28 protein-coding genes and 3 pseudogenes are annotated in these 26,742 nt (G+C 43.1%); 12 read left to right on the forward strand and 19 right to left on the reverse strand.

What is annotated here, in order from left to right; all coding sequences use genetic code 11:
* From ANSO36C_RS31735 to ANSO36C_RS31745, 3 genes are read right to left on the reverse strand one after another with little or no spacing between them, the layout of a single operon-like run.
* A complete protein-coding gene (locus ANSO36C_RS31735) occupies positions 1–1,404 on the reverse strand; it encodes an AAA-like domain-containing protein (RefSeq protein WP_251960574.1) in 1,404 nt (467 codons plus the stop codon).
* A gap of 18 nt (positions 1,405–1,422) precedes the next feature.
* A complete protein-coding gene (locus tag ANSO36C_RS31740) occupies positions 1,423–2,658 on the reverse strand; it encodes a pentapeptide repeat-containing protein (RefSeq protein WP_251960575.1) in 1,236 nt (411 codons plus the stop codon).
* 37 nt (positions 2,659–2,695) lie between these two features.
* The gene (locus ANSO36C_RS31745; RefSeq protein ID WP_251960576.1) at positions 2,696–3,166 is read right to left on the reverse strand and encodes a hypothetical protein; all 471 of its coding nucleotides are present in this window, start codon (positions 3,164–3,166) and stop codon (positions 2,696–2,698) included.
* A gap of 48 nt (positions 3,167–3,214) precedes the next feature.
* Between ANSO36C_RS31745 and ANSO36C_RS31750 the strand changes: the two genes are divergently transcribed.
* The 11 genes and pseudogenes from ANSO36C_RS31750 (at position 3,215) to ANSO36C_RS34050 (ending at position 13,087) form a co-directional block, all read left to right on the forward strand.
* The gene (locus ANSO36C_RS31750) at positions 3,215–3,529 is read left to right on the forward strand and encodes a hypothetical protein (RefSeq protein ID WP_251960760.1); all 315 of its coding nucleotides are present in this window, start codon (positions 3,215–3,217) and stop codon (positions 3,527–3,529) included.
* Positions 3,530–4,087: 558 nt separating this feature from the next.
* Complete coding sequence (locus tag ANSO36C_RS34045) at positions 4,088–4,222, forward strand: hypothetical protein (RefSeq protein WP_267145376.1); 135 nt, start codon at positions 4,088–4,090, stop codon at positions 4,220–4,222.
* A gap of 42 nt (positions 4,223–4,264) precedes the next feature.
* Positions 4,265–4,510, forward strand: coding sequence for a CAP domain-containing protein (locus ANSO36C_RS31760; protein ID WP_267145383.1), 246 nt, complete (start codon positions 4,265–4,267; stop codon positions 4,508–4,510).
* Positions 4,511–4,917: 407 nt separating this feature from the next.
* On the forward strand, positions 4,918–6,294 hold the full coding sequence (locus tag ANSO36C_RS31765) for a cyanobactin maturation protease PatG family protein (RefSeq protein WP_251960578.1): 1,377 nt from the start codon (positions 4,918–4,920) through the stop codon (positions 6,292–6,294).
* Positions 6,295–6,423: 129 nt separating this feature from the next.
* Complete coding sequence (locus ANSO36C_RS31770; RefSeq protein ID WP_251960579.1) at positions 6,424–6,615, forward strand: hypothetical protein; 192 nt, start codon at positions 6,424–6,426, stop codon at positions 6,613–6,615.
* 256 nt (positions 6,616–6,871) lie between these two features.
* Positions 6,872–9,292: a tetratricopeptide repeat protein gene (locus tag ANSO36C_RS31775; protein WP_251960580.1), complete on the forward strand. Its 2,421-nt coding sequence runs from the start codon at positions 6,872–6,874 to the stop codon at positions 9,290–9,292.
* Positions 9,293–9,353: 61 nt separating this feature from the next.
* Entirely contained in the window at positions 9,354–9,587 is a 234-nt protein-coding gene (locus tag ANSO36C_RS31780) for a hypothetical protein (RefSeq protein ID WP_251960581.1), read from the forward strand.
* A 291-nt stretch (positions 9,588–9,878) separates the two neighbouring features.
* Positions 9,879–10,903: pseudogene (locus ANSO36C_RS31785) on the forward strand (ISAzo13 family transposase).
* A 220-nt stretch (positions 10,904–11,123) separates the two neighbouring features.
* Positions 11,124–11,399: pseudogene (locus tag ANSO36C_RS31790) on the forward strand (DUF1993 domain-containing protein); the annotation flags it as partial.
* A gap of 506 nt (positions 11,400–11,905) precedes the next feature.
* Positions 11,906–12,934 (forward strand): dihydroorotase, encoded by a 1,029-nt coding sequence (gene pyrC, locus ANSO36C_RS31795; RefSeq protein WP_251960757.1) that lies wholly within the window; start codon positions 11,906–11,908, stop codon positions 12,932–12,934.
* Positions 12,935–12,958: 24 nt separating this feature from the next.
* The gene (locus tag ANSO36C_RS34050) at positions 12,959–13,087 is read left to right on the forward strand and encodes a hypothetical protein (protein WP_267145377.1); all 129 of its coding nucleotides are present in this window, start codon (positions 12,959–12,961) and stop codon (positions 13,085–13,087) included.
* An 82-nt stretch (positions 13,088–13,169) separates the two neighbouring features.
* Here the strand turns inward: ANSO36C_RS34050 and ANSO36C_RS31800 are convergent, their stop codons facing one another.
* Both ANSO36C_RS31800 and ANSO36C_RS31805 read right to left on the reverse strand, forming a co-directional pair.
* Positions 13,170–14,825: a hypothetical protein gene (locus ANSO36C_RS31800; RefSeq protein WP_251960582.1), complete on the reverse strand. Its 1,656-nt coding sequence runs from the start codon at positions 14,823–14,825 to the stop codon at positions 13,170–13,172.
* Between the two features lie 327 nt (positions 14,826–15,152).
* Entirely contained in the window at positions 15,153–15,812 is a 660-nt protein-coding gene (locus ANSO36C_RS31805; RefSeq protein WP_251960583.1) for a DUF938 domain-containing protein, read from the reverse strand.
* Positions 15,813–16,044: 232 nt separating this feature from the next.
* Here ANSO36C_RS31805 and ANSO36C_RS31810 point away from each other — a divergent pair, with 232 nt between their 5' ends.
* Positions 16,045–17,601, forward strand: coding sequence for a cyanobactin maturation protease PatG family protein (locus ANSO36C_RS31810; protein ID WP_323374635.1), 1,557 nt, complete (start codon positions 16,045–16,047; stop codon positions 17,599–17,601).
* 204 nt (positions 17,602–17,805) lie between these two features.
* Here the strand turns inward: ANSO36C_RS31810 and ANSO36C_RS31815 are convergent, their stop codons facing one another.
* The 14 genes and pseudogenes from ANSO36C_RS31815 to ANSO36C_RS31880 all read right to left on the reverse strand — a co-directional run bounded on the left by ANSO36C_RS31815 (position 17,806) and on the right by ANSO36C_RS31880 (position 26,732).
* On the reverse strand, positions 17,806–18,021 hold the full coding sequence (locus ANSO36C_RS31815) for a hypothetical protein (RefSeq protein WP_251960585.1): 216 nt from the start codon (positions 18,019–18,021) through the stop codon (positions 17,806–17,808).
* 77 nt (positions 18,022–18,098) lie between these two features.
* Positions 18,099–18,659 carry a WGR domain-containing protein gene (locus ANSO36C_RS31820; RefSeq protein ID WP_251960586.1) on the reverse strand — a complete coding sequence of 187 codons (561 nt, stop codon included), beginning with the start codon at positions 18,657–18,659 and terminating at the stop codon, positions 18,099–18,101.
* Between the two features lie 20 nt (positions 18,660–18,679).
* Positions 18,680–19,033, reverse strand: a complete 354-nt coding sequence (locus ANSO36C_RS31825; protein WP_251960587.1) for a hypothetical protein — start codon at positions 19,031–19,033, stop codon at positions 18,680–18,682.
* A 128-nt stretch (positions 19,034–19,161) separates the two neighbouring features.
* Positions 19,162–20,784: an AAA family ATPase gene (locus ANSO36C_RS31830; protein WP_251960588.1), complete on the reverse strand. Its 1,623-nt coding sequence runs from the start codon at positions 20,782–20,784 to the stop codon at positions 19,162–19,164.
* A gap of 89 nt (positions 20,785–20,873) precedes the next feature.
* Positions 20,874–21,091 (reverse strand): annotated as a pseudogene (locus ANSO36C_RS31835) (DUF2997 domain-containing protein).
* 2 nt (positions 21,092–21,093) lie between these two features.
* Positions 21,094–21,543, reverse strand: a complete 450-nt coding sequence (locus ANSO36C_RS31840) for a DUF1257 domain-containing protein (RefSeq protein ID WP_251960589.1) — start codon at positions 21,541–21,543, stop codon at positions 21,094–21,096.
* A 143-nt stretch (positions 21,544–21,686) separates the two neighbouring features.
* Positions 21,687–22,760 carry a hypothetical protein gene (locus ANSO36C_RS31845; protein ID WP_251960590.1) on the reverse strand — a complete coding sequence of 358 codons (1,074 nt, stop codon included), beginning with the start codon at positions 22,758–22,760 and terminating at the stop codon, positions 21,687–21,689.
* 167 nt (positions 22,761–22,927) lie between these two features.
* On the reverse strand, positions 22,928–23,197 hold the full coding sequence (locus tag ANSO36C_RS31850) for a hypothetical protein (protein ID WP_251960591.1): 270 nt from the start codon (positions 23,195–23,197) through the stop codon (positions 22,928–22,930).
* Between the two features lie 119 nt (positions 23,198–23,316).
* Positions 23,317–23,589, reverse strand: a complete 273-nt coding sequence (locus tag ANSO36C_RS31855) for a hypothetical protein (protein WP_251960592.1) — start codon at positions 23,587–23,589, stop codon at positions 23,317–23,319.
* A gap of 97 nt (positions 23,590–23,686) precedes the next feature.
* The gene (locus ANSO36C_RS31860; RefSeq protein WP_251960593.1) at positions 23,687–24,241 is read right to left on the reverse strand and encodes a hypothetical protein; all 555 of its coding nucleotides are present in this window, start codon (positions 24,239–24,241) and stop codon (positions 23,687–23,689) included.
* Between the two features lie 131 nt (positions 24,242–24,372).
* On the reverse strand, positions 24,373–24,621 hold the full coding sequence (locus ANSO36C_RS31865) for a hypothetical protein (RefSeq protein WP_323374627.1): 249 nt from the start codon (positions 24,619–24,621) through the stop codon (positions 24,373–24,375).
* 12 nt (positions 24,622–24,633) lie between these two features.
* Positions 24,634–24,921: a hypothetical protein gene (locus ANSO36C_RS31870; RefSeq protein WP_251960594.1), complete on the reverse strand. Its 288-nt coding sequence runs from the start codon at positions 24,919–24,921 to the stop codon at positions 24,634–24,636.
* Positions 24,922–25,100: 179 nt separating this feature from the next.
* Positions 25,101–25,838 (reverse strand): DNA methyltransferase family protein, encoded by a 738-nt coding sequence (locus ANSO36C_RS31875; RefSeq protein WP_251960595.1) that lies wholly within the window; start codon positions 25,836–25,838, stop codon positions 25,101–25,103.
* A 93-nt stretch (positions 25,839–25,931) separates the two neighbouring features.
* Positions 25,932–26,732 (reverse strand): hypothetical protein, encoded by an 801-nt coding sequence (locus tag ANSO36C_RS31880; RefSeq protein ID WP_251960596.1) that lies wholly within the window; start codon positions 26,730–26,732, stop codon positions 25,932–25,934.
* Positions 26,733–26,742 lie beyond the last annotated feature (10 nt).

Genomic DNA, 26,742 nt, shown 5'->3' on the forward strand with positions numbered 1-26,742 from the left:
CTACTCCAAACGTGCCAAAAAATACTGACGGTACAAATCGCAACTAGCAATACAATCATTACGCACTATTTTAACTAGCCCTAGACTGTGCAATTTAAAAGTAATCTCAGGATTAAGCTGCACTGGTTTATCTACTGTTATCACTTTTGCGTAACTCTCTTTTAACTGAGAATCACTTTGCAAAAATTCTAGTTGCTGCCGTAAATGATAGCTGAAAATTCCTTGTTCTGTTGGAGCTAGGCTGATTAATTTTTCTAAAGAAGTTTCCTGGCTTTTGAGGTTAGCTATTGCCTCGTTTAGGAGATAAGGATGCCCACCAACTAACTTGATTAATTGACTTAATCCCTCTTCCCCAAAATACCCTCCTAGTTCATACAATTTCGCCATTTCTTCCACCTGTTGTTGATTAAACTCAGGTAACTCGATAGCTAGTCCAACGTTAAACGGCGAACGATTGATATCTAGAGTGGGGTAAGCTTCTGTGGAATTAACTACCACCAGTCGTAGTTTCTTCCAAATTTTTCCCATCCTATCTCCTTGTTTGGCTGTTTCATACCAACTCCGCAACAGGAGGCAGAATTCTGAGAAAATATTCGCATATTCAAATAGACGTTCAAAATTATCTATCGCAAAAACAAGAGAGCTATCTATATTCGATAATAAATATCTTTGGAAATAACGAGTGCAACTTGTATTTAAACCCAAACTATCTTGCCAATATTCATCTACTTTATCGGACACATCCAGGCTATCAGAAACATTGACACATAACCAATGTAAGAAAGTTTTTAGGTCAGTCAGTGTAGAATTATCAGCAAGTTTTAAATCTAGTTTTACAGTCTCATATCCTTGTTGTCTTGCATGGTCTAAGATTTTCTCTAGCAGCAGAGTTTTACCCATTTTCTGCGGGGCTTTGATGCGAATTAAGGCTCCAGGTTGCACGATTGCTTTATAGCATTTGTCCTCAATGGGTGGTCGTTCTATATATATTGTTGTGTCTGCCGCTAACCCAGAATTCTCAGTCGTTTGCAACTGTTGTTCAATTGCATCCAACTTGTCACCAAGCTCCTTCAAGGTGCGTTCCTCTTCTTGAAGCTGGTGTTCGTATTGAAACTTGCGGGATACATCGGTTTCAATTATCAACGCTGTTCGTATCTTTGCAACTCTTTGGCTTTGCAGCACGTAGGCTTTTTCTAGGGAGTCTCGCTCTTGCTGCGATCGCTTTCTTTGTTGTGGTGATGAGGATGAATTATCTGATTTAACCGTCTGCTGCCCAAAGTGAATATTGTAAACATTCCCACCAATCTGCCCAGCGTTCACTGTGTCAGCATTAATCAACCCGCCGCCAAACTGGGCATTCTGTAGATTATTGTTGACTTGCTTTGGTTTTTGGGAGTCCGGCATGGGTTTGGCTTGAGCGTTCTAAGCGTTGTTGTTATGAATGTTACCACCTATCTGGTCTGCATCAACATTGTTGGCATCTACTATGCCACCTGCGAACTGGGAGTTAGGCTGGTAGTAAATCGAGACTTTACCAGAAGTTTCTGCTAGTTGTTTATTTAACTGGTTAATTGAAGAAAATAACTGATTGATTACTTTATCTTTATCCTCAAGTCTTGCTTGGTACTGCGCCTCTAATGCCTTAGCTGCAAATTCATAGCCCTGGATGAACTCACTGTGGATTTTTGCTTTATCTGCATCAGGGAAAACAGTTACTCGGATTACAAGAATGCCGTCGCCTTTCTTCTCAATGCTTTGGACATCCAATTGTGCGCCTTGGTTCTCGACTTCTACTTTTTTAAAGGAATAAGCGAAAGCATCCCAGTCGATACCATTGCGAAAGATTAGGTCAACTGTTTCTAGGGATTTTTTGAATAGCTTGGTGAATTCTCCAGGGGCAAAATCACCACTGCTGGGACGGCGTTCTTGTTGCCCTTCCTTAAGGTAAATATAAGCACAAATTACACCTTCAAGGTTGGTAGCACTGTTAATATTCCAATCTTCTATGCAGGCTCCCGTAAATGTTGCTTTTGCGAAATTTGTTTCTAATGCTTGTACTCTGCTGAGGTTAGACCCTTTGAAATTAGCTCTACTAAAATCTAATTCACTCAGGTCAAATCTGCTAAGATCAAGTTCGCTAAGGTTAGTACCCTTGAGCTTTGTCCCTGTCGGGTTAGCTCCTTTAAATCTGGTTCCCTTGAGTTTTGTCCCCCTAAGATTAGCTCCACTTAGGTCAAATTCACTTAGGTCAAGTTTGCTAAGATTAGCCTTCTCAAGATTAGCTCCCCTAAGATCCGCTCCTCTAAGCTTTACCCCATCATCAAAGCCAAAATTGCTAAGGTTAGCTCCTGTGAGGTCAATTCCGCTAAGATCCGCTTTTCTTAGGTCAGCTTCTCTGAGATCAGCTCCTCCAAATACAACCCCTCTAAGATTTGCCCCTCTCAGGTCGGATTTGCTCAGGTTTGCTATTGGTAAAATTTCAAATTCGTTGAATACAGCGCCCATGAGATTAGCTTTTCTCAAATTAGCTTCGCTAAGATTAGCCCCTCTAAGATAAGCGCTTGTGAGGTTAGGAATTATCCTGGGATATTTACGTCTCCACTCATTCCAAACTTCTACTCCTTGCTCAAGTATTGCCAAATGTTCCTCATTCGCCATCACCAGCTAACCCCTCTGCTCACCTGTTGCTAACAAACTATTCCGCCTCCTGCCACCCCTCAATTGAAGCCAGCAGAATATTCATTAAAGGATGGTCGATTAACTCCTTAAATGCTTCCGTCCCCCCAGCCTTCAGCGCACCTATCACCCGTGCTTTCAGTGTTGGGTTACGCTCAATCTCATCCACAGCCTTAGCCACAACACTCATTCTCTGTGAGGTAGTTGTAGTAGGGTATGTTTGGCTCAGTTGGTTGAGAAGCTGCTGAATCTCTGCTGCGGCTTGGGCGAGGTTCTGCTTTTGCTCTGGATTATAGTTGGTGATGTTGCCGCCGATTTGATTTGCGGTTACTGTGTCTGCGTTGACTAGACCACCAGCGAATTGAGCGCCTTGTAAGTTAAAACTAGAACTTTTATTACTTACCTTTTGTTGATTATTTTCACCCTGAACATTATTAATATCGCCATCAACTGAACCACCAACTGAAAAGCCACCGGGGTTGTTAGTCATAGTATCTGTATTTATATTAGTTTCTTGTATTTGTTGATTATTATGTTTATGTTACATACAGCTTCAGTATGGGCTTTTACGGACTGTAACACAAGATTTCTGTTGAAGTTTGTGTGTTTAGCGATCGCTAATCAAACTCAGGGGCTTGTAGAACAGGGTCAATCTGCTTTCTTGCCAGGAGAAAACCAAGTTTCGGGTGTAGAAGTCAAAGCAGTTCATGAGGGTGAAAGTTCTGCCGCGCCCGTGCAAAATCCCGAAAAGTGGTCACATGAGGCAATTGTTGCGCGGTCAAATGTGCAACCTGTAAGAAAGGAAAAACTGAATCGAGCAGCGAATTCGGGCGAAAATCTGGGTAGGCTCTGAGCATTGTTATGCCCTTTTTGCTGTGCCATTGACTTTTGATGCGCCAGAAATGAGGGGCTTTGAGTAAAAAAGACCGAAAATGCACAAAATGGCTGCATCGCTCATTTGATAGTGCTTATTTTTACCTGTTCGTTTATCAGGCAAATTTTCGGGAATTGACCGGAAATAAAATACTATTTCGTCGAAAATTCCTGGCTGATTCAAAATATCCCCTAAGCTTACGAATTAAAGAGATACCAAAACCATATCTAAAACTTGAAATTTTGCATAGTTGATAATGATAATTATCCTCACAATGAGAATTGCTGCCTTAGCCTACCCCTTCAAGCAAAGAGCGTTGGTTGGGAAAGCCGTTACGTTATAGGTGCAAGTTTGGCTTTATCAAGGCAATCTTATTAAACTCTAAGCAATCTGGGCATAGGGCATCTTATAACGACTGTATGATTTTACCAGTAACCCAATAAAAGTTAGTCACAAGTCAGTAATTCTCAGGTGATAAGTCAGTATGTAATGGGATTTGATAGATGTATCAGGTTCCAAGCAAAGGAAAGTAAAAATATGCAAGACGGTAAGAAGGTTATCCGATATATGCAGTACAAGGGCTATAGAGTTCTATCCCTAAATATTGTTTATCTGGAAGATGTCAAAAACCCCGATACTTGGGAACTAAGCACAGGTGCGTTAAACACTTAGGATGATCTGAGATGTGTTATTAAATACAGTATTGGAGAAAACATTGCGACTGGAAATTCTACATCCGAACAAGCAATGCAAAGTTGGATGAACAGTCCAGGACACCCTGACAATATCCTAAATCCTCAGTTTCGAGAACTTGGCGTGGGGTACTACTTTCTAGCAAACAATACAGGCACAGTTAACTACAAACACTACTGGAATCTAGGCTTTTGGTACACCCGGGTAGGTTTCGCTGTGAGTGATGAGATTAAGAGGCGATCGCTTCTTCCTTATGGGCTGTGTTAGCTAATAGCACAAGACATCGCAATACATCAATCTACAACGCACTATACACAGTTTATCTTAGCTCGACTTTATCCAAAATTAGAACTTGATTCTCCTTATAGAGCAAAAGCCCTAGCTTTTCGGCAGAAAATTTTTACATATCACTGATTAAAGCTGAAATCGAAAAAGTAAAACTACTGTCCTACAAAGGTTTTAGCATCAGCTTGAGTGTTGCCAAAAAATGGATAAAGTTGAGCTTAGAGGTTGTTTGAAAAGTGTTTCACTGTGACTTTAGGCACTTTTAGATCCCCCCTAACCCCAGCAGGGCTGTTTCATTCCCTAAAAGATGCTGATTTACAAACGTTTCAAGCAAACAAATCAGGTGACTAAGAAAATCTGATTGAACAAGAAACAGGAAATGTGTACTTATGGTGCTTGTTGGCGACATAGTAGCGTCAGAGGCTGGTGTTACCAGTATTTCAGCCTTACCTGGACTTCAATCACTTTGGGCTGAAACCCTCGGTGATCCTCACATCTGCGTTGCAGTCCTTGATGGACAAGTTGACCAGTCCCATCCGTGCTTTGCAGGTGCGAATCTGACGCAGATACAGACCCTAGTATCTGGTGTCAGTAATCAATATGGTAGTGCCTCAAATCATGGGACACACGTTGCCAGTACAATTTTTGGTCAACCTGGTAGCCCTGTCACTGGTATTGCCCCCGGCTGTCGCGGACTCATTCTTCCCTTGTTCCAAGACGGAGCAGGAAGTTCAATAGCCCCTTGTTCCCAGCTTGATTTAGCACGAGCTATCACTCAAGCTGTAGAGCAGGGAGCAAATGTAATTAACATCAGCGGTGGTCAACTAACATCATCGGGTGAGCCAAGCAAATGGCTGGCGAACGCAGCCCAATTCTGCGCCGATAACAACGTTCTGATTGTTGCTGCGGCGGGAAATGATGGCTGTAAATGTCTCCATCTCCCCGCAGCACTACCCTCAGTCCTGGCCTATGCCATAGGAACAATAGGATACGACTTTGGTAGCGAAGCAAGAAAAGATTCCTTAGTACAAGATGGTAGACTAGCGCAAGAAGATTCCTGGAACCCGCTAGATCCCCGCCAACTTCTAGCTAATTTTGAAGCTCAACCTTGGGAATCAGGCTCGATTATTTGGACACTCAACCAAGAACAAACCCCAGTTTATGCCGTTCAGCCTGCTGGCCCTTATGCACCAAGAGGCTATGAAATGCTGCGTCAATTCCTAAGTGAGCAACTAGATGAGGGAGTAGAGCGGGTTTCCATTCCTGGAATCAGCATTGGCAGTGTCAAGCTCCAGTCAGGGATAACAGTACCTAGAATAGTCCCGACAATTCGGGGGATGTACAGTTGGTCTACTACCGCTTTAATCAGAAGCGTTTTAGGTGAACCTCCAACAGATAACGCCGCACGACAAGATTACGAGAATGGAGCCGAGGGGATTCAGAATTTTCTTGACCGTATCTATTATGAACTGCGTAACTTGGGCAAAACACCCCAAGAGCGTGCCATCAACTACGCAGCGACCAATGCCTTCCAATTAGCGCAAGTATTCCAACAAGCAGCGAATGAAAATATGCAACTCGACACCATTGAGGTGGAAAAGAGTCCTTTGTGTCGTCCTGAGTCTGAGTGTTGGGATGTGAAACTCGCATTTTTTGACCCAGAAAGACAGAATCAGCGCGCTCGTAAGGTGTATCGCTTCACTGTGGATGTTAGTGATGAAGTTCCGGTCACTATTGGTCGTCTTCGTTCTTGGTCAATGTTTTAACTAAATCATTCTATCTACAAACAAAGAGGATATCTCTATGAATATGGCGAAGCACGCCAAGCAAGTACCGCGAAATGCTGGTAAGAGCTTGGTAGACTATCAACTTTAAACAATTAAGGACAAAAAATCATGAATCTTCCAATCCAATCTAAGCCTATTTTCAGAGGTTTGAGTGCTTTAACAGTAGAAGCAGGCATCACCCCCTCTGGCACTAATACACAGTGCTGCGGTAGTAATTGTCAGACAACGTACTGTTTTATCGGTCTATCTTCCAAAGGCTGCAATGGTGATAATCCTTACGTAAATTGCATCGGCGGCTAAACTACAGCACCCCGTTTGATCTCTATGCTTTGGGATTGAGAGATGTTGAATCAAGTGTGAAATTAACTGGACTTAATTCCAGGAGCAAAGTAGGGTCATAAACTCAAGAATGCCATCCCTAATAAGGGATGGTGTTCTTCCTAAAAAATGAACCTATAAGGAGGTCGGCGTAAATAATTATCGTTGGGATAAGGCAGGGGGAAAAGGGGTTTGAGCCTTGTTTACTTTTCTTTACATAATTTGTTTTTTTGTTCTAATGGATACATTAATTACGAAAACAGTTCAACTTTATAATCAGGCTGTTGAACATCATCGGGCTGGAGAACTATCCCAAGCCGAAGTTGTTTACAGACAAATACTGGAATTAGATCCAGCACACGCCGATGCTCTCCATCTTCTTGGAACCCTGCACTTTCAATCTGGTACTCTGCAAGCGGCTTTTGAGTTGATTAACCGCGCCATTGAATTATCTAACAACCAAGCGAGTTACCATTGCAACTTGGGTAATGTTTTTAAGGCTTCTGGAAATCCTGATGCAGCAGAGGCATCATTTCGACGTGCCATTTCACTTGATTCAAAATTAGCGATCGCTCACAACAATCTAGCTTCTTTACTCAGAGAAAGTGGTAAGTTGGCAGAAGCTGTGGACTGCTATCAACAGGCAATTCGCTTAAGTCCAGGCTCTGCTAGACTACACATTAACCTCGGTGAAACTCTAGAAACATTCGGAAAAGCACAAGAGGCTCTGGGTTCCTTTGAGAAAGCAGTAGAACTGACACCGGATGATCCTGATGTTCATACTAGGCTCGGTATCGCTCTATTCTCCCAGGGAAAAGATGTTCCAGGACAAGCTTGCTTTGAGCGTGTAGTTGCACTTACTCCAGATAGCATCCAAGCACGGATTGCTCTGGGGATAATTTTCGGCAATCGTGGGGATTTACAGGGGTCGATTGCTCAATTTCGAGAAGCTGTGCGACTTGCACCAGAGTCAGGTGAAGTACACCTAAATCTAGGAGCAACCTTGGTGAGGGCGGGAATTTTAAAAGAAGCAGTTAGCAGTCTGCGACGGGCGATAGAATTAGCACCAGAACTGCCTGAAGCTCACTATAATCTTGGTGTTGCTCTAAGCTCTATCGGTCAGGTGGAAGAAGCACTTTCTGCCTATCAGCAAACTGTTGTACTTAACTCCAACTTTGCAGAAGCCTACGCTAATATAGCATCAATTTTATGGAACAAGAGCCAATACCAGCAGGCTCTTGAGGCTTGCGATCGCGCTTTATTAATCAACCCAGAACTTGCCGAGGCTCATGTTACTAAAGGCAATATTCTCAAAGACTGGGGCTTAGTCGAAGAGGCGCTGAAGCACTACAGAAAAGCACTATCAATCAATCCAGAACTGGCTGAGGCTTCTGCTAACCTGATTTTTTCCCAGCATTATTTATCGTCGTGCCAAGTTGAAGCAGTTAACGAAGATATTGTCGCCTGGAACCAACGCCACAGTAAAGCACTAATTCCCAAAAATGTGCATTTCTCGAATCCGCCCATTTCTAAACGGCGAATTTCTATCGGCTACGTTTCAGCTAACCTTCGGACTCATCCCGGCGGATTTTTTTTAGGTGCGGTGATTGCCAATCATGATGGGGAAAAGTTCAAGATTTGCTGTTATGTAGATATTGAAAAAGAGGATGAGCATTCTCGCCGAATTAAAGCCAATGTTGACGAGTGGCAGTTAATTCGAGGACTTACTGATGAAGCTCTTGCTGATCGCATTCGTGCTGATGGGATTGATATCCTTGTGGATATGAACCGCTTCACAGGAGGCGGACATTTGCTGGCCTTTGCTCGCAAACCAGCACCGATTCAAGTGACTTGGATGGGAGGGCCGATTATGACTACTGGTTTAGAGACTATAGACTATGTTTTGAGCGATCGCATCCACACACCACCAGAATACGAACAGTTCTTCGTGGAAAAAGTCGTGCGCCTCAACAATGCCTATGCTATCTATCAAGCACCGCCTTATGCACCCCCAGTCAGTTCCCTACCTGCTCTCAACCAGGGAATCATCACTTTTGGTTGCTTCAACTATATAGCAAAGATCCAACGGTTGGCAATTGACCTCTGGGCTGAGATTCTCAAAGAAGTTCCCAATTCTCAAATACTGCTTCAATCTAAAGCTTTCGGACAAGATGAACCGCGCCAACGCATTCATACTCTGTTTGCAGATCGGGGAGTTGACCCTTCCAGAATTTTACTGTGTGGTTCGGTGTGTCACAACGAATTGCTAGAGAAATACAACCAAGTAGACCTTGCCTTTGATCCATTTCCCTATTCTGGAGGTATAACCACCTGTGAGGCGCTGTGGATGGGAGTTCCTGTGATTGCCATGCCTGGAAATGTCGTCACTGTAAGACATACTATCAGCCATCTGCACAATGCAGGTCTGGATGAGTTGATCGCCGATACACCCAGCAACTACAAAGCTTTAGCGGTGGAATTAGCATCAGATTTGCCGAGATTAGCCGATCTAAGAGCTACTTTGCGCGATCGCATTTCCCATTCTCCACTATGCGATGGGGCGGCGTTCACTCGACAGTTAGAAGAAGCATATAAAAAAATGTGGCAAAGCTGGTGTGAAGAACAGAAGGGAATTTTATCTAAATTCTCAACAAGCTGAAAAACTATCCAGGTTTGGCAACAATTCAATCGGCAAATCATTGAAAAGGTAACTCTTCTTTATGGATAAAGTAACCCTACTGCTAGGCGATAGCTTAGAGATGCTAGGCACAATACCAGACCAGAGTGTTAATTGCTGCATTACCTCACCACCCTACTGGGCTGGGCAAGAAGCCGCCTCAGAAAGATACACTGGGTTCGGAGTAGAACCAACTCTGGAACAGTACGTTACCAGGGACTTCCAGAAAATAAACTATTCCATTAACAATAATGATAATCATTTTAAGTGGGGATGAAGGGGCTGCCGTCGGCAGCCCCTTCATCCCCTTTTGTAGTAATTTGAATAATGATTGAGTTTTTGAGTGTGGCAACTGGTGACTATAGTATTAACTGATTCTCTTAAAAAGTTGTTGATTGAAACTGCATCTCAATTGAAAGGTGCTGAAAAGCGTAAATTTATGGCACAGACAGTTCAGGGCTTAGGTTTAGGAGGGCAAAGGCTTGCACAATCAGAACTAGGATGGAATAGAGATACAATTCGGAAAGGGACAAGAGAATTAAAAAGTGGTATTACTTGTGTTGATAATATGAGCGGAAAAGGACGTTATAAAGCAGAAGAACACCTACCAAATCTTTTAGAAGACATAAAAAATTTAGTTGACTTCCATAGTCAAACTGATCCGAGTTTCAAAAGCCAAAGATTATATACCAGACTTAGTGCCGCTGAAGTTAGAAAGCAATTAATTGAAAAGTATGGTTATAGTGATGAGAATTTACATACATCAGAAACAATTCGCGTAAAATTAAATAGTTTAGGTTACAAGCTCAGAAGAGTGAAGAAAGTTCAACCTCAAAAAAAATCCCACAAACTGACGCAATCTTTGAGCAATTAGACATAATAAATCAAGATGCTTCGGAAGATAAGAGTGTTTTACGTCTAAGTATGGACGGAAAAGCCCGCGTTAAAATTGGCTCATTTGATAGAGGAGGTAAAAGCCGCGATGGGGCGAAAGCTGATGATCATGATTATAATCCGAAAACAACTGTAACTCCCTATGGGATATTTCTTCCAGAGCTTGATGAACTATTTTTGTACTTTACAGAATCGAAAGTTACAAGCGATTTTATTGTTGATATTTTAGAAGATTTTTGGTTAGAACAAAAGCATCGTTTTTCCGATATTCAAACCCTACTTCTCAATCAAGATAATGGGCCACAGAACAGTTCAAGACGTACCCAATTTATGAAGCGTATAGTAGAATTTGCCCAAAAACATCAAGTAAATATACGTTTAGCTTACTATCCGCCCTATCATAGCAAATATAATCCGATAGAAAGGACATGGGCAATACTAGAAAATCATTGGAATGGCAGCATAATAGAAGAAGTGGAGACGGCTTTAAAGTTTGCTAGTACTATGAAATGGAAAGGAAAACATCCAGTAGTTAAGCTAGTACACAAAACTTATGAGAATGGGGTAAAGCTTACAAAAAAAGCTATGGCTCAAATTGAAAAACAGATTGAGCGGCTAACCGATTCTACTCATGAAGTTTTCCCAAATTTAGGTAATTGGTTTATTGATATTTGTTGTAGTAAAACAAAAATTATTTGATTTTAATAACAGCATTTATTTAGCTACAAAACATACTAATTTTACACTGTTTAACTTCAAAGCAGACGACAAGTGTATAGATTCTTCATGCATAAATGAGGGGGAGAAAAGGGGTTGCCCTCGGCAACCCCTTTTCTCCCCCCTCTTAAAATGATTATCATTCTTGAGAAAACCTGTCTCTTGTTTTTCTTGGAATAATTTATTCTTTGGAAGTCCCACTAAATTCGAGGACAATGAAACTACATTTCCTCAACTTATTGAGCGCATTCAAAAAACTATCTCTCAAATAAAAACTTTTAAACCTGAGCAAATTGACGGTTCAGAAGAGAGAGAAATTACCCTACAGATGCGTGACAATACTCTCTCTTTTCAAGGAATGCCATTTCTCCTATATTTTGTTTTACCAAACCTTTATTTCCATGTCACAACAGCGTATGACATTCTTAGGCACTGCGGTGTAGAACTTGGCAAAGGAGACTTTCTTGGTCAGCCTTAATCGGAGCAGTATCTAACGTAATTTTTTCGAGAATTTCTCAGCAACAACTTGCGTTACATATTGCTTGAGTTAGTAAAAAATAGACTTCTTGACTTCATGGCTTTGTGGGGAAAAGTTTTTTCTTCAACATTTCCCCTCTCTCTTTCTCAGTAATTACACTGGCTTGAATTTCGCTGATTAATTAGTAAAATCTAATACTACATTAAAGTCCAAGGATTGAAGGGGTTAAGCCTGAAACTGCGCCAAGGACTCGACAGCGCAGGTCAGTTCTACCAGCAGCTTGTCTCCCCAATAGGCTCGGCTGTGGGCGTTGCTGATGGGGAGCCTGACTGGAACGTTGGTTTTTGTTTTTTGGCTAATTTATTTTTGGACATTTCCACACTATAAGTGTTTTTTTCAAGCGAACGATTCAGTCACTTCTACTGTTTTTTATTTTAATCCCATACCAGATATGGATGATCGCCCCTATTCTCATGAAGCCCTTGTTGCCGTTTTATAATGAAAGGATGCAAAAGCTTACCATCACCCGACCTGACGATTGGCATCTGCATCTGCGCGACGGTGCAGCACTGAAAGCGGTTCTGCCCTACACGGTGCGTCAGTTTGCCCGCGCGATCATCATGCCGAACTTGAAGCCCCCTATCCGCTCGGTGGCAGATGCGGCAGCCTATCGCGATCGCATCCTCGCCGCCATTCCAGAAGGCCAACAGTTTGAGCCATTGATGACGCTCTACCTCACCGACAACACCAGCCCCGACGACATTCTCCGGGCGAAAGAATCTCAGTTTATCAAAGCGGTCAAGTACTACCCAGCCGGTGCAACGACCAACTCAGACTCCGGTGTGACGGATATTCAAAAGGGTGATCGCGTCTTTGAAGCAATGCAGCAGGTGGACATGCCGTTATTACTGCACGGGGAAGTGACCGATAACGATGTTGATACGTTCGATCGCGAGAAGGTGTTTATCGAGCGACATTTAATCCCTCTCAAGCAGCGATTTCCCAACCTGCGGGTGGTGCTTGAGCATATCACCACCTCGGATGCGGTGCAGTATGTCCTGTCTGCCAACACCATCGCAGCAACAATTACGCCACAACATTTGTTGTTTAACCGTAATGCTCTGTTCAAAGGCGGCCTTTGCCCCCATTTTTATTGCCTGCCCATTTTGAAACGGGAGGAGCATCGTCAGGCTTTGTTGCAAGCGGCAATATCGGGGAATCCGAAGTTTTTTCTCGGTACCGATAGCGCTCCCCATACCCGCACCAGCAAAGAAAGTTCCTGTGGCTGCGCGGGATGCTTTTCGGCTCTGCACGCCCTTGAGTTGTATGCCGAAGCATTTGAAAGCGTGAAAGCCCTGGATAAACTGGAGGCGTTCGCTAGCTTCTATGGCCCAGATTTTTATCAACTGCCGCGTAATACCGAGCGAATTACCTTGTCCAAAACGACTTGGCGCATTCCTGATGAAGTTCCATTTATGGAATCTGGGCTTGTACCTTTGGGGGCGGGGCAGGAAATGACATGGCAAATGGTATGACATTCCCATTGTGCATCAGCCGTTGTGGAATCTGGCTACTTACAAGAGCTACTCAGTACGCTGACGAGTGATGAAAGGTGGGGGGTGATGGTTGAGTTTGAGGAGGTTTACCCGGATGGATTTGCTCAACTGGTGGCAGATGCCCCCGCGTAACCATTCCTGTCTGCCCAACCGTTAACTGCGCGGAATCTTTCTTCCATTGTTCTTGGATTAACTAATTCAGGCATCGGCACATCTATTGAGAACAAGAGCTTTTTTCAGCAGGCTGTTTCATAAAAATCTGGCGATAAGCGTTGCAATCTTGGGCAAAGACCATGCCATTCGACCACTGATTGTCGCCATCCAGGGTGCTAATAAACCCCAGCATGACATTCGGCTGTTGGAGACGCGCAGAACTTCCTAGATCGCTCAGTAAACGATTCACTTCACTTTGACTCAGCAGAATCAGTTTGCTCATAACGATCGTGTTGTAGGTTGCAGGCACCACATTGGGATTGAAGTATTCGCTGGGGTTGGTGTAGCCCGTATCGTTGATCTTCAGGTAATCGGCGTTGAAGCGTTGCAAGCTGGTATTTTCGCCGGCTCCACTACCTAAAACCTGATTGAAGTATTGGTCTGGGCTTGTGAGGTATTCCTTCAGCTCCTGCTTGGTCATGCCGATCGCAGACTTTAGCAACGTATTCAGCATATCTTCCTTCAGTTTACGGATCGGTTCGAGAAGAAAGTCTGGTGTAATTGCGTCGATAATATCGGTGACTACACCAATAGTCAGACCGACAAAATCAGGAGCTCCTGACATTGACAGTAAATGATCCGTGACATATCGCTGCAACACATTTTCCGCTTGTTGCGTGTCTGCTGATCGACCGGGGTTAAAAAACAGTGCCTTTGCCACCTCATGGCTAACCCCAGGCCAAGCCCGAAGACCACTGTCAATGTCATCCCGCCATGCTTCTTTGTAGGTGACTTGAATCCCATTAGCGGCGACGTAGGCCGCTTTTTCAGCTAGGATGGCCACTCGGCTACAACTAAAGTCCAAGGGGCGACAGGCATTGGCGCGGCGATCATAGTCCGCTTTTTTGGCATAGTAAGCATCGATATCGCGCTGGAGATTAGCCCGCAAGGTCGAATAAATCCGAGGAATGGAAAAGTCTGTGCCATTACCTCCAGCTCGTAGTAGCTGACTATCCAGAGATGTTCCCGGTCGAGCATCGACCATGTTTTGGTAAATAAAGTCGTCAACACCACTAATGCTGACATTAAAAAAATTGGCGTCCAGGGCACTGGCATCTATACGTTTATCAACATAGCCCTCTAGAACGATATGCTTCACTGCATTTGCAGGTCCTGCGGGTGGCGTGATGGCAAAGGAGCCGCCCGAGAAATTATTGACAAAGGTATGACCGTACATATCCCCAGCCGCATGGGTGAGGTAGCCCACCGTAAATGCCCGAACTGCTGCGGTATTAGTGACGTTTGCGCGGTTCCATAGATAGGTCAGCCAAGCATCCGCCCCCCCGGTAATTCCCGTATCTGACGAGGATGGGTGTATCACTTGCTGCCCAGTTAAGATGTCGGGATAGGCATCGGGTCCCAAAATTCCAGCACGGTATTGGGGAGCATGGCTGCGGAGGGCGGCAAGAATACTGGGATCGACTTGGTAGGTATCGACTTCTCCAATAATTTGCCCATTATCATAGTTCACCCGAGGAATCGTAACTTTGCCGTCGTCTAAGGCATCATCAAGAGCCTGTTTGCCAAGGTAGACATGGGTGGTCGGCTTCCAAGCCCAAGCTTCCGTAGGATGCGATATCAAACCGAGGTAAATGATAAGTAGGCTCGGACTACCCACTTTTAGCCAGTGCCAGAGAGAATGAAGTGTCGATAGCATGGTGATCGGGGTGTTGCTGAATTAAGAGATGACTCGAGGTAATTTGCGATCTATTTAACCGTTAAGTTATGAGCGAACACTCTTAAGATTACTGTCTACTTTCCTAAAAAATGAGCGATCTTATTTATACTTAACCTTCGCTAATTGCTGATGGTGAGCCAATATGGAACGCATATCTGGGGCAATGGCTCTTCTTTGGGTTAAGTTTGCAGACGGGTGTACGTCTGTGGTGTGCGATTGGTTGGTTACGGCGTAGCTCATGCCCTCACAATGCTCACGTCTGTAAATTGCGCTCGTTGCACTCCCGCTCAAGGATTGCTCTAAGCATTACTCAAAAGTGACATTCGCTGTCCGTTCAAACACTACCGAAAGATTATTTGCTGGCATTTGGTAAGCCTGTTGAAGGCTCAAATGCTCTAGCCTAGCTGCTGCCACTACATCATCTAAGTTACGCACACCCCACTCTGGGTTTTGAACACGCAAATATTCATCAAATGCGGCATTACTTAATGCTGTATGTTCTCCACCTTGTTTAAAAGGCCCATATAAATAAAGGATACCTCCTACTGGTAAGATACGACCTGCACCTGCCATTAGTCCCAGACAAGCTGACCACGCTGAAATATGAATCATGTTGATATTGACGATGGCGACAATTGGTGAGTTATTGGGCAACTCGGTTACTGTTTCCTTCTCCACTGCCCATACTGCTTCTCTAGCATCAAGCTCCAGTGGTGGATAAACGTTTTTACATCCATTATGTTCAGTCCATGCAACAATGCTGGCTCTTGCTTGTGGATTTGCATCTGTTGGCAACCACATACAATCTATGAGTCTAGACGCAAAATAGACTGCGTGTTCACCTGTTCCACTAGCAATTTCTAAGACCGTACCACTGCTAGGTAATACTTTTAAAAGTATTTCTAGAATTGCTTCGCGGTTGCGTTCGGTTGCCGGGGCATATTGTCGTGCGTCTTGTGGTGTCATCTGTATCGTTGTAACTACCTTATCCGATCCTAATGCCAGTTAAGCTACTCAAAGCATTCGACCGCCAAGATGAACATCTGAACGAATCGCACAACTACCCCGCCCATCTAAGAAGATGGACAAAGCAATACATCCAAACACCTTGAAGAACCTGAGTAACATAGAATCTGCCCCCCTTAAAATGATTATCATTCTTGAGAAAACCTGTCTCTTGTTTTTCTTGGAATAATTTATTCTTTGGAAGTCCCCCAAGCTAGTTCAACTATTTCAAGAATTGCGTCGGCTGCTACAAAATCAGGGCACAGTGTGGTTAATTATTGGGGAAACCCGGAAGTCAATAGCAGCAGACATCAGCATCATAGAGAATTTGATTTCGGCTCTCAAAGCTAATGGTTGGCTACTACGAAAAGATATAGTTTGGGTTAAACCAGACAAACCGGGCGAACGTGATGACCATATCCTGCTGTTTAGCAAGACCGAGCATTTCTATTACAATGCCGAGGTACTGCCGAGCGATGTACTACATATTAACCGTGAAGCGGCACTTCCAGGCTATGGTTTTGATCCTTTACCAACACAACTTATCGAGTCTTGCCTTCTGGCTGGTTCACAAGTAGGAGATACCATCCTCGATCCCTTCTGTGGCTCAGGAACAGTAGGCTTTGTAACCTTGAAGCATGAGCGAAAGTTTATTGGGATTGAACTGAGTTCCTATTATCTGGAAATTGCTTGGAAACGCCTTGAAGAGTTAAGAGAGTTAACCCCGTCAGTTATTGTCGCAGATGAAGGGGCAGAAATTGTTACTGCTGTGGAAAGTATAATACCTGATACAAAAACAGTCTCTCCCTCTGTTATGGGATCTTCCATCGAAACAGCAAAGTCACTTACAGGGGAGATATCAATCTCAGCAACCCAGATGTTACCCGCAGAGAGCAAAAATAGCGATTCTGTCAAAGCAAGTGTTTATGATAGCAAATCAGGATCTTTAGTTTATGCTATGGGAACAATAGGATACGACTTTGGTAGCGAAGCAAGAAAAGATTCTTTAGTACAAGATGGTAGACTAGCGCAAGAAGATTCCTGGAACCCGCTAGATCCTCGCCAGCTTCTAGCTAATTTTGAAGCTCAACCTTGGGAATCAGGCTCGATTATTTGGACACTCAACCAGGAAGCAACCCCAGTTTATGCGATTCAACCTGCTGGCCCTTATGCGCCAAAAGGTTATGAAATGCTGCGCCAATTCCTGAGTGAGCAACTAGATGAGGGAGTAGAGCGGGTTTCCATTCCTGGAATCAGCATTGGCAGTATCAAGCTCCAGTCAGGGATAACAGTACCTAGAATAGTCCCGACAATTCGGGGGATGTACAGTTGGTCTACTACCGCTTTAATCAGAAGCGTTTTAGGTGAACCTCCAGCAGATAACGCCGCACGACAAGATTACGAGGATAGAGCCGAAGGGATTCAGAATTTTCTTGACCGCATCTATTATGAACTGCGTAACTTGGGCAAAACACCCCAAGAGCGTGCCATCAATTACGCAGCGACCAATGCCTTCCAATTAGCACAAGTATTCCAACAAGCAGCGAATGAAAATATGCAGCTCGACACCATTGAGGTGGAAAAGAGTCCCTTATGTCGTCCTGAGTCTGAGTGTTGGGATGTGAAACTCGCATTTTTTGACCCAGAAAGACAGAATCAGCGCGCTCGTAAGGTGTATCGCTTTACTGTGGATGTCAGTGATGAGGTTCCGGTCACTATTGGTCGTCTTCGTTCTTGGTCAATGTTTTAACGTGACATCCTCCAAAGCACTGGAATATACTCGGCTAATGCAATTACGCCATTGAACCAAGATGCTTGCACATTCGGAAATTAAGGTTCTTAACGATTATTCTGCAAAGAGATTGTGACAGTTAAGGGTGCGGAATGTGGGTTAGAAATATTTCCCAGTGCATACTGCACTAAGGGATATACTTAATCAGTCCGCATCGCTAAACTAAATCGGCTCTACATGATCCAATACAGATTCATCAGCGATAATCTGTGTTCGGGTGCTAAGTAATGTAACCTGTATATCCACTTCAGGGAAATTAATGCCTAACTGGTCACATATTTCCCTTATTTTTCTTTCTTGAGAAGTTATCTCTTGTTGGGTATGAGTAAAATGTCCATACCCTTCTGATTCCCAAGAACTAACAATTATTTTCGCCATATTCACTCGTTATTTTAATTTTCAACGATAAAAAATTACCACAAAACTACTATTAAAGAAGCTTTGTGGTAATTCGTTTATAAATGTCGCCAGAACTTCTTACTGATAGTCTTAAGACTGACAACTGCCGTTTCTGCTGCTGCTTCAGGGGCATGACCAACAGCTACCACAGCGACAATTGGTGCAGATGTCGCTAACAGAGAGTTGAGTAACTCTCGCTGATAGTCAATATCTTCTACTGTGCGGTAAACTCTGTGGTAATCTATCTGCATCCCCAAAGGTGTTGGGACAATTTTCAGATACTCATTAAGAGCAGATATGTAAGTATCACCAAAGTTCCTGTTTGCAACAGCCAGGCGTATAGTGTTTAGTAATTGTATCGCTCGTCTGATATCTGAAATACTTCGATCGCCATCCATTTGTGGCTGACTTTCTCTGTAGCCCTTAGATTTTTTTTCGGCTACCAGATTGTGAAATTTAAAGACAGCCTGCTGATGGTTCAAGAGAGAATGTACTTTCTTCTGGGAATTGTAACCCACTCGTCCCCATTCAACAGTCAAACTACTGCCTTCAACTTTCGCACTCCAGAATTTGTTACTGTTGTTAACAGCGTCAACAAAAACAAGATATGTTTCCATAGTTTTCATGCTGTAATTAGTTATTGAATCGTCAATAATCGGGCATTGCCCCAACGCAATTGATGTTGTAAAGCTTCAAGTATCGTTTCTGCTTCGTGCGCTGTTAGTCCATTTAGCTCAGAACAGAGATTTATTAACACTTCTGGAATACCATCACACAGGAATCTCTCAAAGTCTCCATCTTTCAAAGCTTCTGTTAAAGAATAATCTTCAGGAGTACATATTCGCTGCATAAAAACATATTGCGACAAAGTTGTACGTAGCATAAGTTTGGTTTTTCTGTCCAGTTGTTCTAAATATGCACCATGTTTTTCAACTAACTGGTCGATTTTTTCGGTTTGACCGTAATAAGTTACCAAGTCTGTATTTGCCATTTTATTTTCCTTGAAATTAGAAATATCATTGTCAATCCAAGCCAATTCACTCTCTTTTTGGCGTAGCAATTGTCTCTTTTGAGTAATGCGATTTCTCTTGAACACGACAGGAGAAATCGCGGACTTTATCAATTCATGTTGGGAAACTTGGCAGCACGTAAAGACTGAGTTTTCGCCGCAACCACAGGACTACTAGCCCGTCGTGCGGTAGATGCCCACACCTGCATTCGCTCAACTGCCGCCGCATCCTGAATGGCAAGCGGGGTAATGGTTTGACGACAATTCTCTAAATCATTAAGCGTCACCCGTTGCGGTCTACCCTCATCAAATGCCAGCAGAGCAGCTTCCGAAGCAAGGGTTTCCAGTTCTGCTCCTGAAAACTTTGCGGTATTTGCAGCGATCGCTTCCAAATACTCGGATTCCAGGTGAATGCCAAAGCGTTGTAGGTGGATTTGGAGAATTTGAACCCGTTCTGGTTCTGTGGGAAGATCAACAAAGAAAGATTCGTCAAATCTTCCCTTCCTCTTGAATTCACTTGGTAGTGCTGATGGGTCATTGCAGGTTGCAACTATAAATACCCCAGTAGTGCATTCAGCCATAAACGTAAGGAAAATACCGAGGATGCGTTGGGAAACACCGCTTGTATCGCCCTGACCTGAAAGTGCTTTTTCGACTTCATCAATTGATAAAACACAAGGTGCGATCGCCTCTGCTGTTTTCAATGCACGTTTAACATTACCTTCGGACTCGCCAACTAGTGAACCTAGAAGGGATGCAATATCAAGTTGGAGCAGTGGTAAATTGAGTATACTAGCGATGTTTTTGGCGCAAATCGACTTACCTGTTCCGGGCGGCCCTGCAAGTAAGATACCTTTTGGTTGAGGCAGGTGTAGCTCACGCGCCTCTTGCGTAAACAGACGGCGGCGACGATTCAACCATTCGCGTAGCAAATCCAAACCCCCAAAGGGAATGGTAGCTGGTTTCCCCAACTCAATACCCATTTGAGACAATAGCCGAGTTTTGTACTCGACGGCTTTGGGGATGAAATCAGCATCAACGATGACACCATCATTAGTTAAGTTTTCTTTGACTGTTAACCGCAGAAAATCACTGATTTCTTCTAAGGTTAAACCCAGTGCTGCACGAGAAAGAGTTTCTTTTTCAGCATGTTCCAAGGAAATAGTAAAAGTCAATTCTTGTTCAATAGCAGACTGTTGTAAGTCATGCAAATAAGAATTGATGTGTTCAAGTATTTGGTCAATACTAGGTAAAGGGACTTCACAATAAGGGATCAATCTGACTAGGGATTCGTGTAATTGTATGTTTTGACCTAACAGAACAATGCGTTTATCTGTGGGTTTTAACCTGTGGTAAAGGTTTTTTACCTTGCTTAAAATCTCCCAACTCAATTGGGGTGAGTTCTTAGCAATGAAGGGATGAATGTCTCCGAGGATAAATACACCATTCCCACTAAAATTAGCAATGTAGTCGAAAACGAAGAGTATTGGATCAGCGTGGGGTGGTCTTTTGTACTCTGCAACTTGCTTAAACACCAATCCCCCATCTGCTGCGATTAAACATTGCTCTAAGGTTGATACTCCCAGATTCCAGAAGAACACTGGACTTGATAGCTTGCTAGATGCCTCTGTAGTCAACCACTGAATAATCGTTGCTTCATCAGGCGAAAGCACATCAACAGCAGCGATAGGAATTTGTGAATCGAGCGTGGAGAGAAGATTTGAGAGTTTCATGGCAGATTTCAGATAACTTCAATTAATTTTGGCGAAGCCTTTATGATCAGCAGTTACCAGCCGAGTTAAGACTGGTAACTGATGACTGATTACTGACGCAAACGTGTTTGATTACTGTTCGTAGTCCGAAGTTGTTGTGTTGGGTTTGGGCTTCATCTTTAAACGTGCGATCACTCTCGCTCACAACTCCCAATGCCTCCTCAAACGGCTGTGTCGCTGACAAGCAACTCAAGCCCTCAAATCCCTCCGCCTCCACTCGAACTTCACCTGTAGCCGAGTCAAAATGAATCAAAACTGAACGTTCCATATTTATCTCCTTACATATTGTTGAACTTCTTGATGTCCGGCAAAAGTCAGCCGTAGAGTTTGCACGCTCCCGTTGGTTTCTTCAGCGATCGCACATTCACCTAACCTTTCTTGTAACTCGGCGGCTTTAGCTCTCACCATCCGTTGTCCATAAGGCAGCATTAATTTATTGCTGAAAAAGTCTTTGCCTAACTTTGGAACTGTTTCAAAACTGTCGTGTATTATCTCGTACACGCCGCTTGAGGCGTTCCATTTGAACCCGATATCTGCACGGCCTTTTATAGTGCGACCAGACACGATGATTTCAGCACTTTTCCCTTGAGAGCCACCGTAGTATCCTTTTAGTGGCTGTGGTGAGGAGTGAACTTGCGGTGATAGCTTTAGATCCGTGAGGGCTTGTACTAAACATTCGCGGTTAGTAAGTTTGGTTTTAACGGTTGAGAAGTGTGACACAAGTTATCTCCAAGCTTTAAAAATTGGTTTGAGAAATAGTAAAAGTGCGATATTCTTTTGGAGGTGAACACCCCAGAGGTAAACACCACATTTCCAATTCATTAGCTAGTCTTGAGCGATGTAACTCCGCCCAAGACTGTTTTTTACCTAAACTTGAACGACATGACCGTAGCTTTCGACAAGCCCACATCAGAGCTTGCAAGCTGTTGCAGATTGCGTTGTTCATCTAATAGCTTGGTGCGAATCTCTTGCATCTTTTGTTGCAATTGAGTACGCCCCTCACTACCAAGATTCTTCGACTCAATCGCCGGATCATTAACAATCGAGTCAATGTGCGCCATCATTTGTTGCAGAGTGCTACCGGCTTCTTGGTCAGCATTCGCTAGTAGCACTTGAACCTTCATCAGATGGCGTTCCATTTTTCTTTTAAACTGGACTGGCTTGCGCCCTGGCTCCCAGTCAGCCAACTCTTCAAGCAATTGGGCAGCGAGTTGTTCACCACCAGCCAAAGCCGATTCCCTTAGTCGCTGCTCCAGATTTTGGTCATACTGTTGTATGAATCGCGTGATTTGCTCCAAGCATTCGGCTTGTTTATGGTCGAGTTGTTCGGATAGGGCAGGTATAATCACTGGGCGACCGATAATTACTTGGAGATAATCTTCAAGGTCAGTCAGAGTCGGAAAAGCCATTATTAAGTTGGCTTTGACTGATTCTTGCTTATCGTGAGGTAATTCCCAAGTGTTAAGTGAGAGAAACTGGTCAATTCGCTCTTGATAATCAAGCAACCCAGCTTCATAATCAGCTTTTAATTGATTGCGTAAACCAGGGGCAATGTTGTCTCTAATGTTGATTAACTGATTCCAAACAAGTGGAGCCAAATCAATCGGACAAATCCAATCGCCAGTATCAGCAGACATCCACTCTTGGACTGAAGCAATCTCTTGCCTCAATTGGGCAGCAGCTTCATCCAGCTTTTTGAATACCTTAATACCCCGCAAACCAACTTCAGAATTAGTCACTTTTACTAGGTCTGACTCAATTTCCGACACTTCAGCTTTTAGCACATCTGACCATTTTGGAGCAGCAGACTTTGTACTTTTCTTTAACTGAATCCTAAACCTAATGCGGGTTTTATTTAACTGTAAGAAATTATGGGGTTCAACCACTGCATCAGTGAGAAATACTTCGGTAGAGACACGATCAATTGCTTGTACCATTATTATTCACCTCAATCATTATTTTTCACTTTCAATTCAGCGAAGCTTTCTTTGTGAGTATTTCTCAATTTGTGAATACCTGTAGTAGCTCTATAGATTACTTTTGTAGAGCTTTCTTGTAGCCGAATATGCCTTTTAATGACTGGTGGTTTATGTATTGACATGGCTCAAAATAATTGAAGTTGCTGCGAATTGTTCTGTACCACAGGCTTTTGATAAACCATGCCTTCGACTTCATAGCAACGGGTCATGAGTTTGTTTCGATTTAGTGGAAAGCTGGCTTTTTTCCTTTGATTAGGTAGAGGTAAAAACAGATATTGTGGATGTTGTATACTACCTGTATCACCCAGATATCGACAAAGCGTACCGTTGATTTGGTAGACCTTTGATGAGCTTAAGAGTGTCGCGTCATACACTTTGATCAAATTTTTTTCCATCTGATTAGCATTGAAGTAGAGTGTGCGATAATCTTTTGTGGAATCGATTTTTCTCTACAGTCAACTTTAATCAGTTTGACTGTAGAGTTTTTCACGTATAATGTAATTTTCCGATTCTTTCAAAGATAGAAATGCTCGAAAATCTGGTTTAATTTTGACTTTGATTCATCTGGTAATGCCTTAAAATCAAACTCCTCTGAGTCCCAAACTTCATCAACACTATTGGACTCATCAATAACATTTGCAATTAAACAAGATTCGTCGCTGTAATCCCAACCGTTAGCTAAAAGCCACGGCAGAATTCCGTCAGATTGCAGTAGTTTTTCAACGTCGAACGAGTCGGAAAACTGTTGTAAGTTTTCGATATTGGGGTGAACGATTGTAGTAGTCATCTGTGATTAGTTGTGAATAGTTGAACAGCACGTATTAGCTGTAGATAAAGCTTGAGTAACTTATAACTACAGTCTCTCAAGCCCTGTTTACAACAGCTTAGAACACCATTTCTGCCGCAGCTTTTATAACAGCAATCGCCTGTTTACTAATTTCTCGCCAGTCGCTTTGCTCGTTGTAGGATGCCATGATTAACTCACTATTTACCCACACACGACAGAACAGAACGTTCTCATCTGTCGTTCCCGGAGTAGGCTGTAGTGTGATGGGAGAATACAATTGTTCTGGAGTGAGAGTTGCGATCGCTGCAAGTATGCACTTTGAGAAATGCGTATCGTAGCCTGATTCTAAAATATATGTCCGATCTGCTTGCACAGTTATCAGCAACTTGCAGGATTCTTTTTTGCGGCGTTCTGTATTCTCAAACCGTAGTTCTTTAAGATATCCAGTTAAAGCAGTTTGGGGGATGTCACTCGGTTCACCATTTAGCTTGTACCACAGCCCTCCGTGCTGACGATTGCAGTAGATTTTGCAACTGCCAGCTTCCGAATGCAATCCTAATTTCGGCTTATTGATTGCTGCAACTAATTGCTTGAGTAGTTCCTCTTGGCGCATTAAAGCAGCAAGTAGTTCAGCATTTTCTTGAGGGGTCATTTGTTTGTACCAAAAGCATTTTCACTTTTGTCTTGGCGTAGCCGTTGATTTCAGATGTATAAGTGCAGAGCCAATAAAACAGCGCTCTTGTTACTACAAAAGCGCTTTATAAAACAGTTATTGGATTAAGATTATCCTTGTGAATTAAACCTGACCAACAACTCTTCACGGGATAATTGAAGACATAGCGGAGTAAATTCTTCTGGCGTTAACTGCAACAAACTATCGACTACCCTCACTAACTCTTCATCCACAGTACCAAACTTAAATTTCAATAAGTTTTCTACAACTTGGCGTTGTCCTTGCTCTACTCCCTCTTGTACTGCTTGCGCTCTTGCTTTTTCGTAAGCTTGAGTTAAGTTCATGAAATCTAAGTGCATTGGATTAAGCTTCTAACTGGGTACGCACATATTCCGACGTTTGTTTGTAACTTCTAAAATTTCCTCAACCGCTTCTGTAACCGTAACACCATTTAAATTTTCAAAAAAACCAATAGCATCAATTTCAGATTGACTGATGCTTTGCAACTTTATCAAAGCTTGCATCGTCCGCTCAGACTTAAGCAAGCGACTTGGATACTGTTCTGGAAGATGTTCTCTTACGTAAGGCAGATGGAACTCGAAGTCCTTTGCTATCTGTTCCATTAGGGAAATTTTGAGAGTTTCTATTTGTATGGTCATGATTTTGATTCAACAGCCTCACCTTCCGTTTCTAAGATTGACTAATTTAATTTATGATCAACTCCTGGTCATATAAAGTTAATTCTGTCTGTATCATTACACTGGTACGCCACCTGTAAATTATTTCCAGTACATTACGTCTATACTAAACCGCCATCGCTTCCATAACTTCTGATTGCCTACTTATGACGAACAATCGTGATGATTGATGCAGCAACATTAGTGCCGCTAGTTTTAAAACTTCCTGCCTCAATCGGCACAATCAGAGCATCAACAAACTTCAGCCAATTCCTAAAACGTTTTTCAGTAGAATTATTTGAGTGCTGCCAGTGTGTTGATGAAATGGTGACAATACATCCGCCAGGGTTTAACAAAGTATACATTTCTTGAATGTGGACAATATCTTGATTATTGCTAAATGGAGGATTCGCAATAATTCTGTCGTAGCTTGTGCCATCATTCTCCATAAAGTCCGCACCTTTGAAACTAGCTGTCAGTATTTTTTTCAGAAATGATTGATTTAAGTCCATCAGTTCATAACAATCAATCACCTTGCCCGGAAGAACTTTGTTAATTGCCGTAAGGAGCGCTCCTCTACCAGCACTCGGCTCTAAGATACTGTGACATTCATTGATGTGTGCAAGGCTAACAAGTTTATCTGCTAGGGCTTGGGGAGTTTCAAAAAATTGATATTCCTTTTGCAAATTACGCTTCTCGCTACTTGCTATTTGCTTCAATAATTCTGTTGGGTCTTGCTCAAAAACAAAGCCTGAAACCTTCCCACCTTTCCACTTCCCACCTATCTGATTTATTTGTTTTGCCACATCTAAATAAATCTTGCGCTCTAACTGAATGCCCGGAAGCTTAACGATGTTACCTTGAACAGTACATTGCTTCAATATTTGTTCTACTGTCATGATTTTTTCAATCTGGCTTTCATTAAAAGTGATTGCGTAGCTAAAAATATTCAGCGTGACCAAAAAGTAATTTTAGTCACGCTACTGCGCCTCTTACGCCGCTATCAACTCCCGACAAACTTGCGGCATTTCAATCGGAGCAGTTGCCCTGGATAGCACCTCTACAGCCTCTTTCACACTCCAATACTGCACTCCATCGCCACAGCGCCAATAGTATGTCTTGGTGTCATTTTCCCAGACTTCATCAGCGTTTCTGACCTTGAAGAGGATTCCCAAAAACTCACCATCTAGATAGACGTTGTGAGCCGTCTGGGTGTGAGTGCGTCCTACATAGGTGAATCGGTAGCCGTCTACTGGCGTACACAAGTCTTCTGCACGAGTCCCGCGATACGAGCAGTTGCCGCAGCCGTGACCATCACAGTCAGGGCAGATGGCAGCAGGCATATTCCATTTGAGTGGTGTGAAGTCCCATTGAGCCAGTGAGGTTAATATCCGAGGCTTTTGTGAGGTGTAGCAGCCAGCATAACCGATTACCTTGTCAGGATAGGGTTGGATACTCAACGATAACCAGTCACAATCACCCAACAAGCTAATTTTGTCAGCAGCTTGTTTTAATTCCTCATCTAGTTGCTGATTGCGCTTTACTGGAGCAGAAAGACTTGTTTTAATCTCTGCTACTGCGCGTTTGAACTGCTCTTTGTGGTATCGAGCATAGCCGTGGATCATTTTCACCCAAACTGTAGTGCCATCTTCAGTAATCCAGATGGTAACTACATCTTCGGGCTTGCACTCTTTTGAGTAGTCCGACTGATTGACAATGGTTGCAATGATTTGGCGATCCTGTGTGGTCAACGGATCTTTTGTTGGCGTAGGGGCTGAAGTTTGTGTAATCATTAGGAAATAC

This window comes from Nostoc cf. commune SO-36 (assembly GCF_023734775.1).
Taxonomy (GTDB): domain Bacteria; phylum Cyanobacteriota; class Cyanobacteriia; order Cyanobacteriales; family Nostocaceae; genus Nostoc; species Nostoc commune_A.

Coding starts and splice junctions, on each gene's coding strand:
- ANSO36C_RS34045 (WP_267145376.1), top strand. CDS start 4,088: ATGCAAGACGGTAAGAAGGTTATCCGATATATGCAGTACAAGGGCTAT.
- ANSO36C_RS31825 (WP_251960587.1), bottom strand. CDS start 19,033: ATGGCAAATACAGACTTGGTAACTTATTACGGTCAAACCGAAAAAATC.
- ANSO36C_RS31800 (WP_251960582.1), bottom strand. CDS start 14,825: ATGCTATCGACACTTCATTCTCTCTGGCACTGGCTAAAAGTGGGTAGT.
- ANSO36C_RS31775 (WP_251960580.1), top strand. CDS start 6,872: ATGGATACATTAATTACGAAAACAGTTCAACTTTATAATCAGGCTGTT.
- ANSO36C_RS31855 (WP_251960592.1), bottom strand. CDS start 23,589: ATGACTACTACAATCGTTCACCCCAATATCGAAAACTTACAACAGTTT.
- ANSO36C_RS31735 (WP_251960574.1), bottom strand. CDS start 1,404: ATGCCGGACTCCCAAAAACCAAAGCAAGTCAACAATAATCTACAGAAT.
- ANSO36C_RS31860 (WP_251960593.1), bottom strand. CDS start 24,241: ATGACCCCTCAAGAAAATGCTGAACTACTTGCTGCTTTAATGCGCCAA.
- ANSO36C_RS31805 (WP_251960583.1), bottom strand. CDS start 15,812: ATGACACCACAAGACGCACGACAATATGCCCCGGCAACCGAACGCAAC.
- ANSO36C_RS31750 (WP_251960760.1), top strand. CDS start 3,215: ATGTTACATACAGCTTCAGTATGGGCTTTTACGGACTGTAACACAAGA.
- ANSO36C_RS31880 (WP_251960596.1), bottom strand. CDS start 26,732: ATGATTACACAAACTTCAGCCCCTACGCCAACAAAAGATCCGTTGACC.
- ANSO36C_RS31865 (WP_323374627.1), bottom strand. CDS start 24,621: ATGCACTTAGATTTCATGAACTTAACTCAAGCTTACGAAAAAGCAAGA.
- ANSO36C_RS31765 (WP_251960578.1), top strand. CDS start 4,918: ATGGTGCTTGTTGGCGACATAGTAGCGTCAGAGGCTGGTGTTACCAGT.
- ANSO36C_RS31870 (WP_251960594.1), bottom strand. CDS start 24,921: ATGACCATACAAATAGAAACTCTCAAAATTTCCCTAATGGAACAGATA.
- ANSO36C_RS31820 (WP_251960586.1), bottom strand. CDS start 18,659: ATGGAAACATATCTTGTTTTTGTTGACGCTGTTAACAACAGTAACAAA.
- ANSO36C_RS31850 (WP_251960591.1), bottom strand. CDS start 23,197: ATGGAAAAAAATTTGATCAAAGTGTATGACGCGACACTCTTAAGCTCA.
- ANSO36C_RS31875 (WP_251960595.1), bottom strand. CDS start 25,838: ATGACAGTAGAACAAATATTGAAGCAATGTACTGTTCAAGGTAACATC.
- ANSO36C_RS31780 (WP_251960581.1), top strand. CDS start 9,354: ATGGATAAAGTAACCCTACTGCTAGGCGATAGCTTAGAGATGCTAGGC.
- pyrC (WP_251960757.1), top strand. CDS start 11,906: ATGCAAAAGCTTACCATCACCCGACCTGACGATTGGCATCTGCATCTG.
- ANSO36C_RS31845 (WP_251960590.1), bottom strand. CDS start 22,760: ATGGTACAAGCAATTGATCGTGTCTCTACCGAAGTATTTCTCACTGAT.
- ANSO36C_RS31745 (WP_251960576.1), bottom strand. CDS start 3,166: ATGACTAACAACCCCGGTGGCTTTTCAGTTGGTGGTTCAGTTGATGGC.
- ANSO36C_RS31740 (WP_251960575.1), bottom strand. CDS start 2,658: ATGGCGAATGAGGAACATTTGGCAATACTTGAGCAAGGAGTAGAAGTT.
- ANSO36C_RS31770 (WP_251960579.1), top strand. CDS start 6,424: ATGAATCTTCCAATCCAATCTAAGCCTATTTTCAGAGGTTTGAGTGCT.
- ANSO36C_RS31815 (WP_251960585.1), bottom strand. CDS start 18,021: ATGGCGAAAATAATTGTTAGTTCTTGGGAATCAGAAGGGTATGGACAT.
- ANSO36C_RS31830 (WP_251960588.1), bottom strand. CDS start 20,784: ATGAAACTCTCAAATCTTCTCTCCACGCTCGATTCACAAATTCCTATC.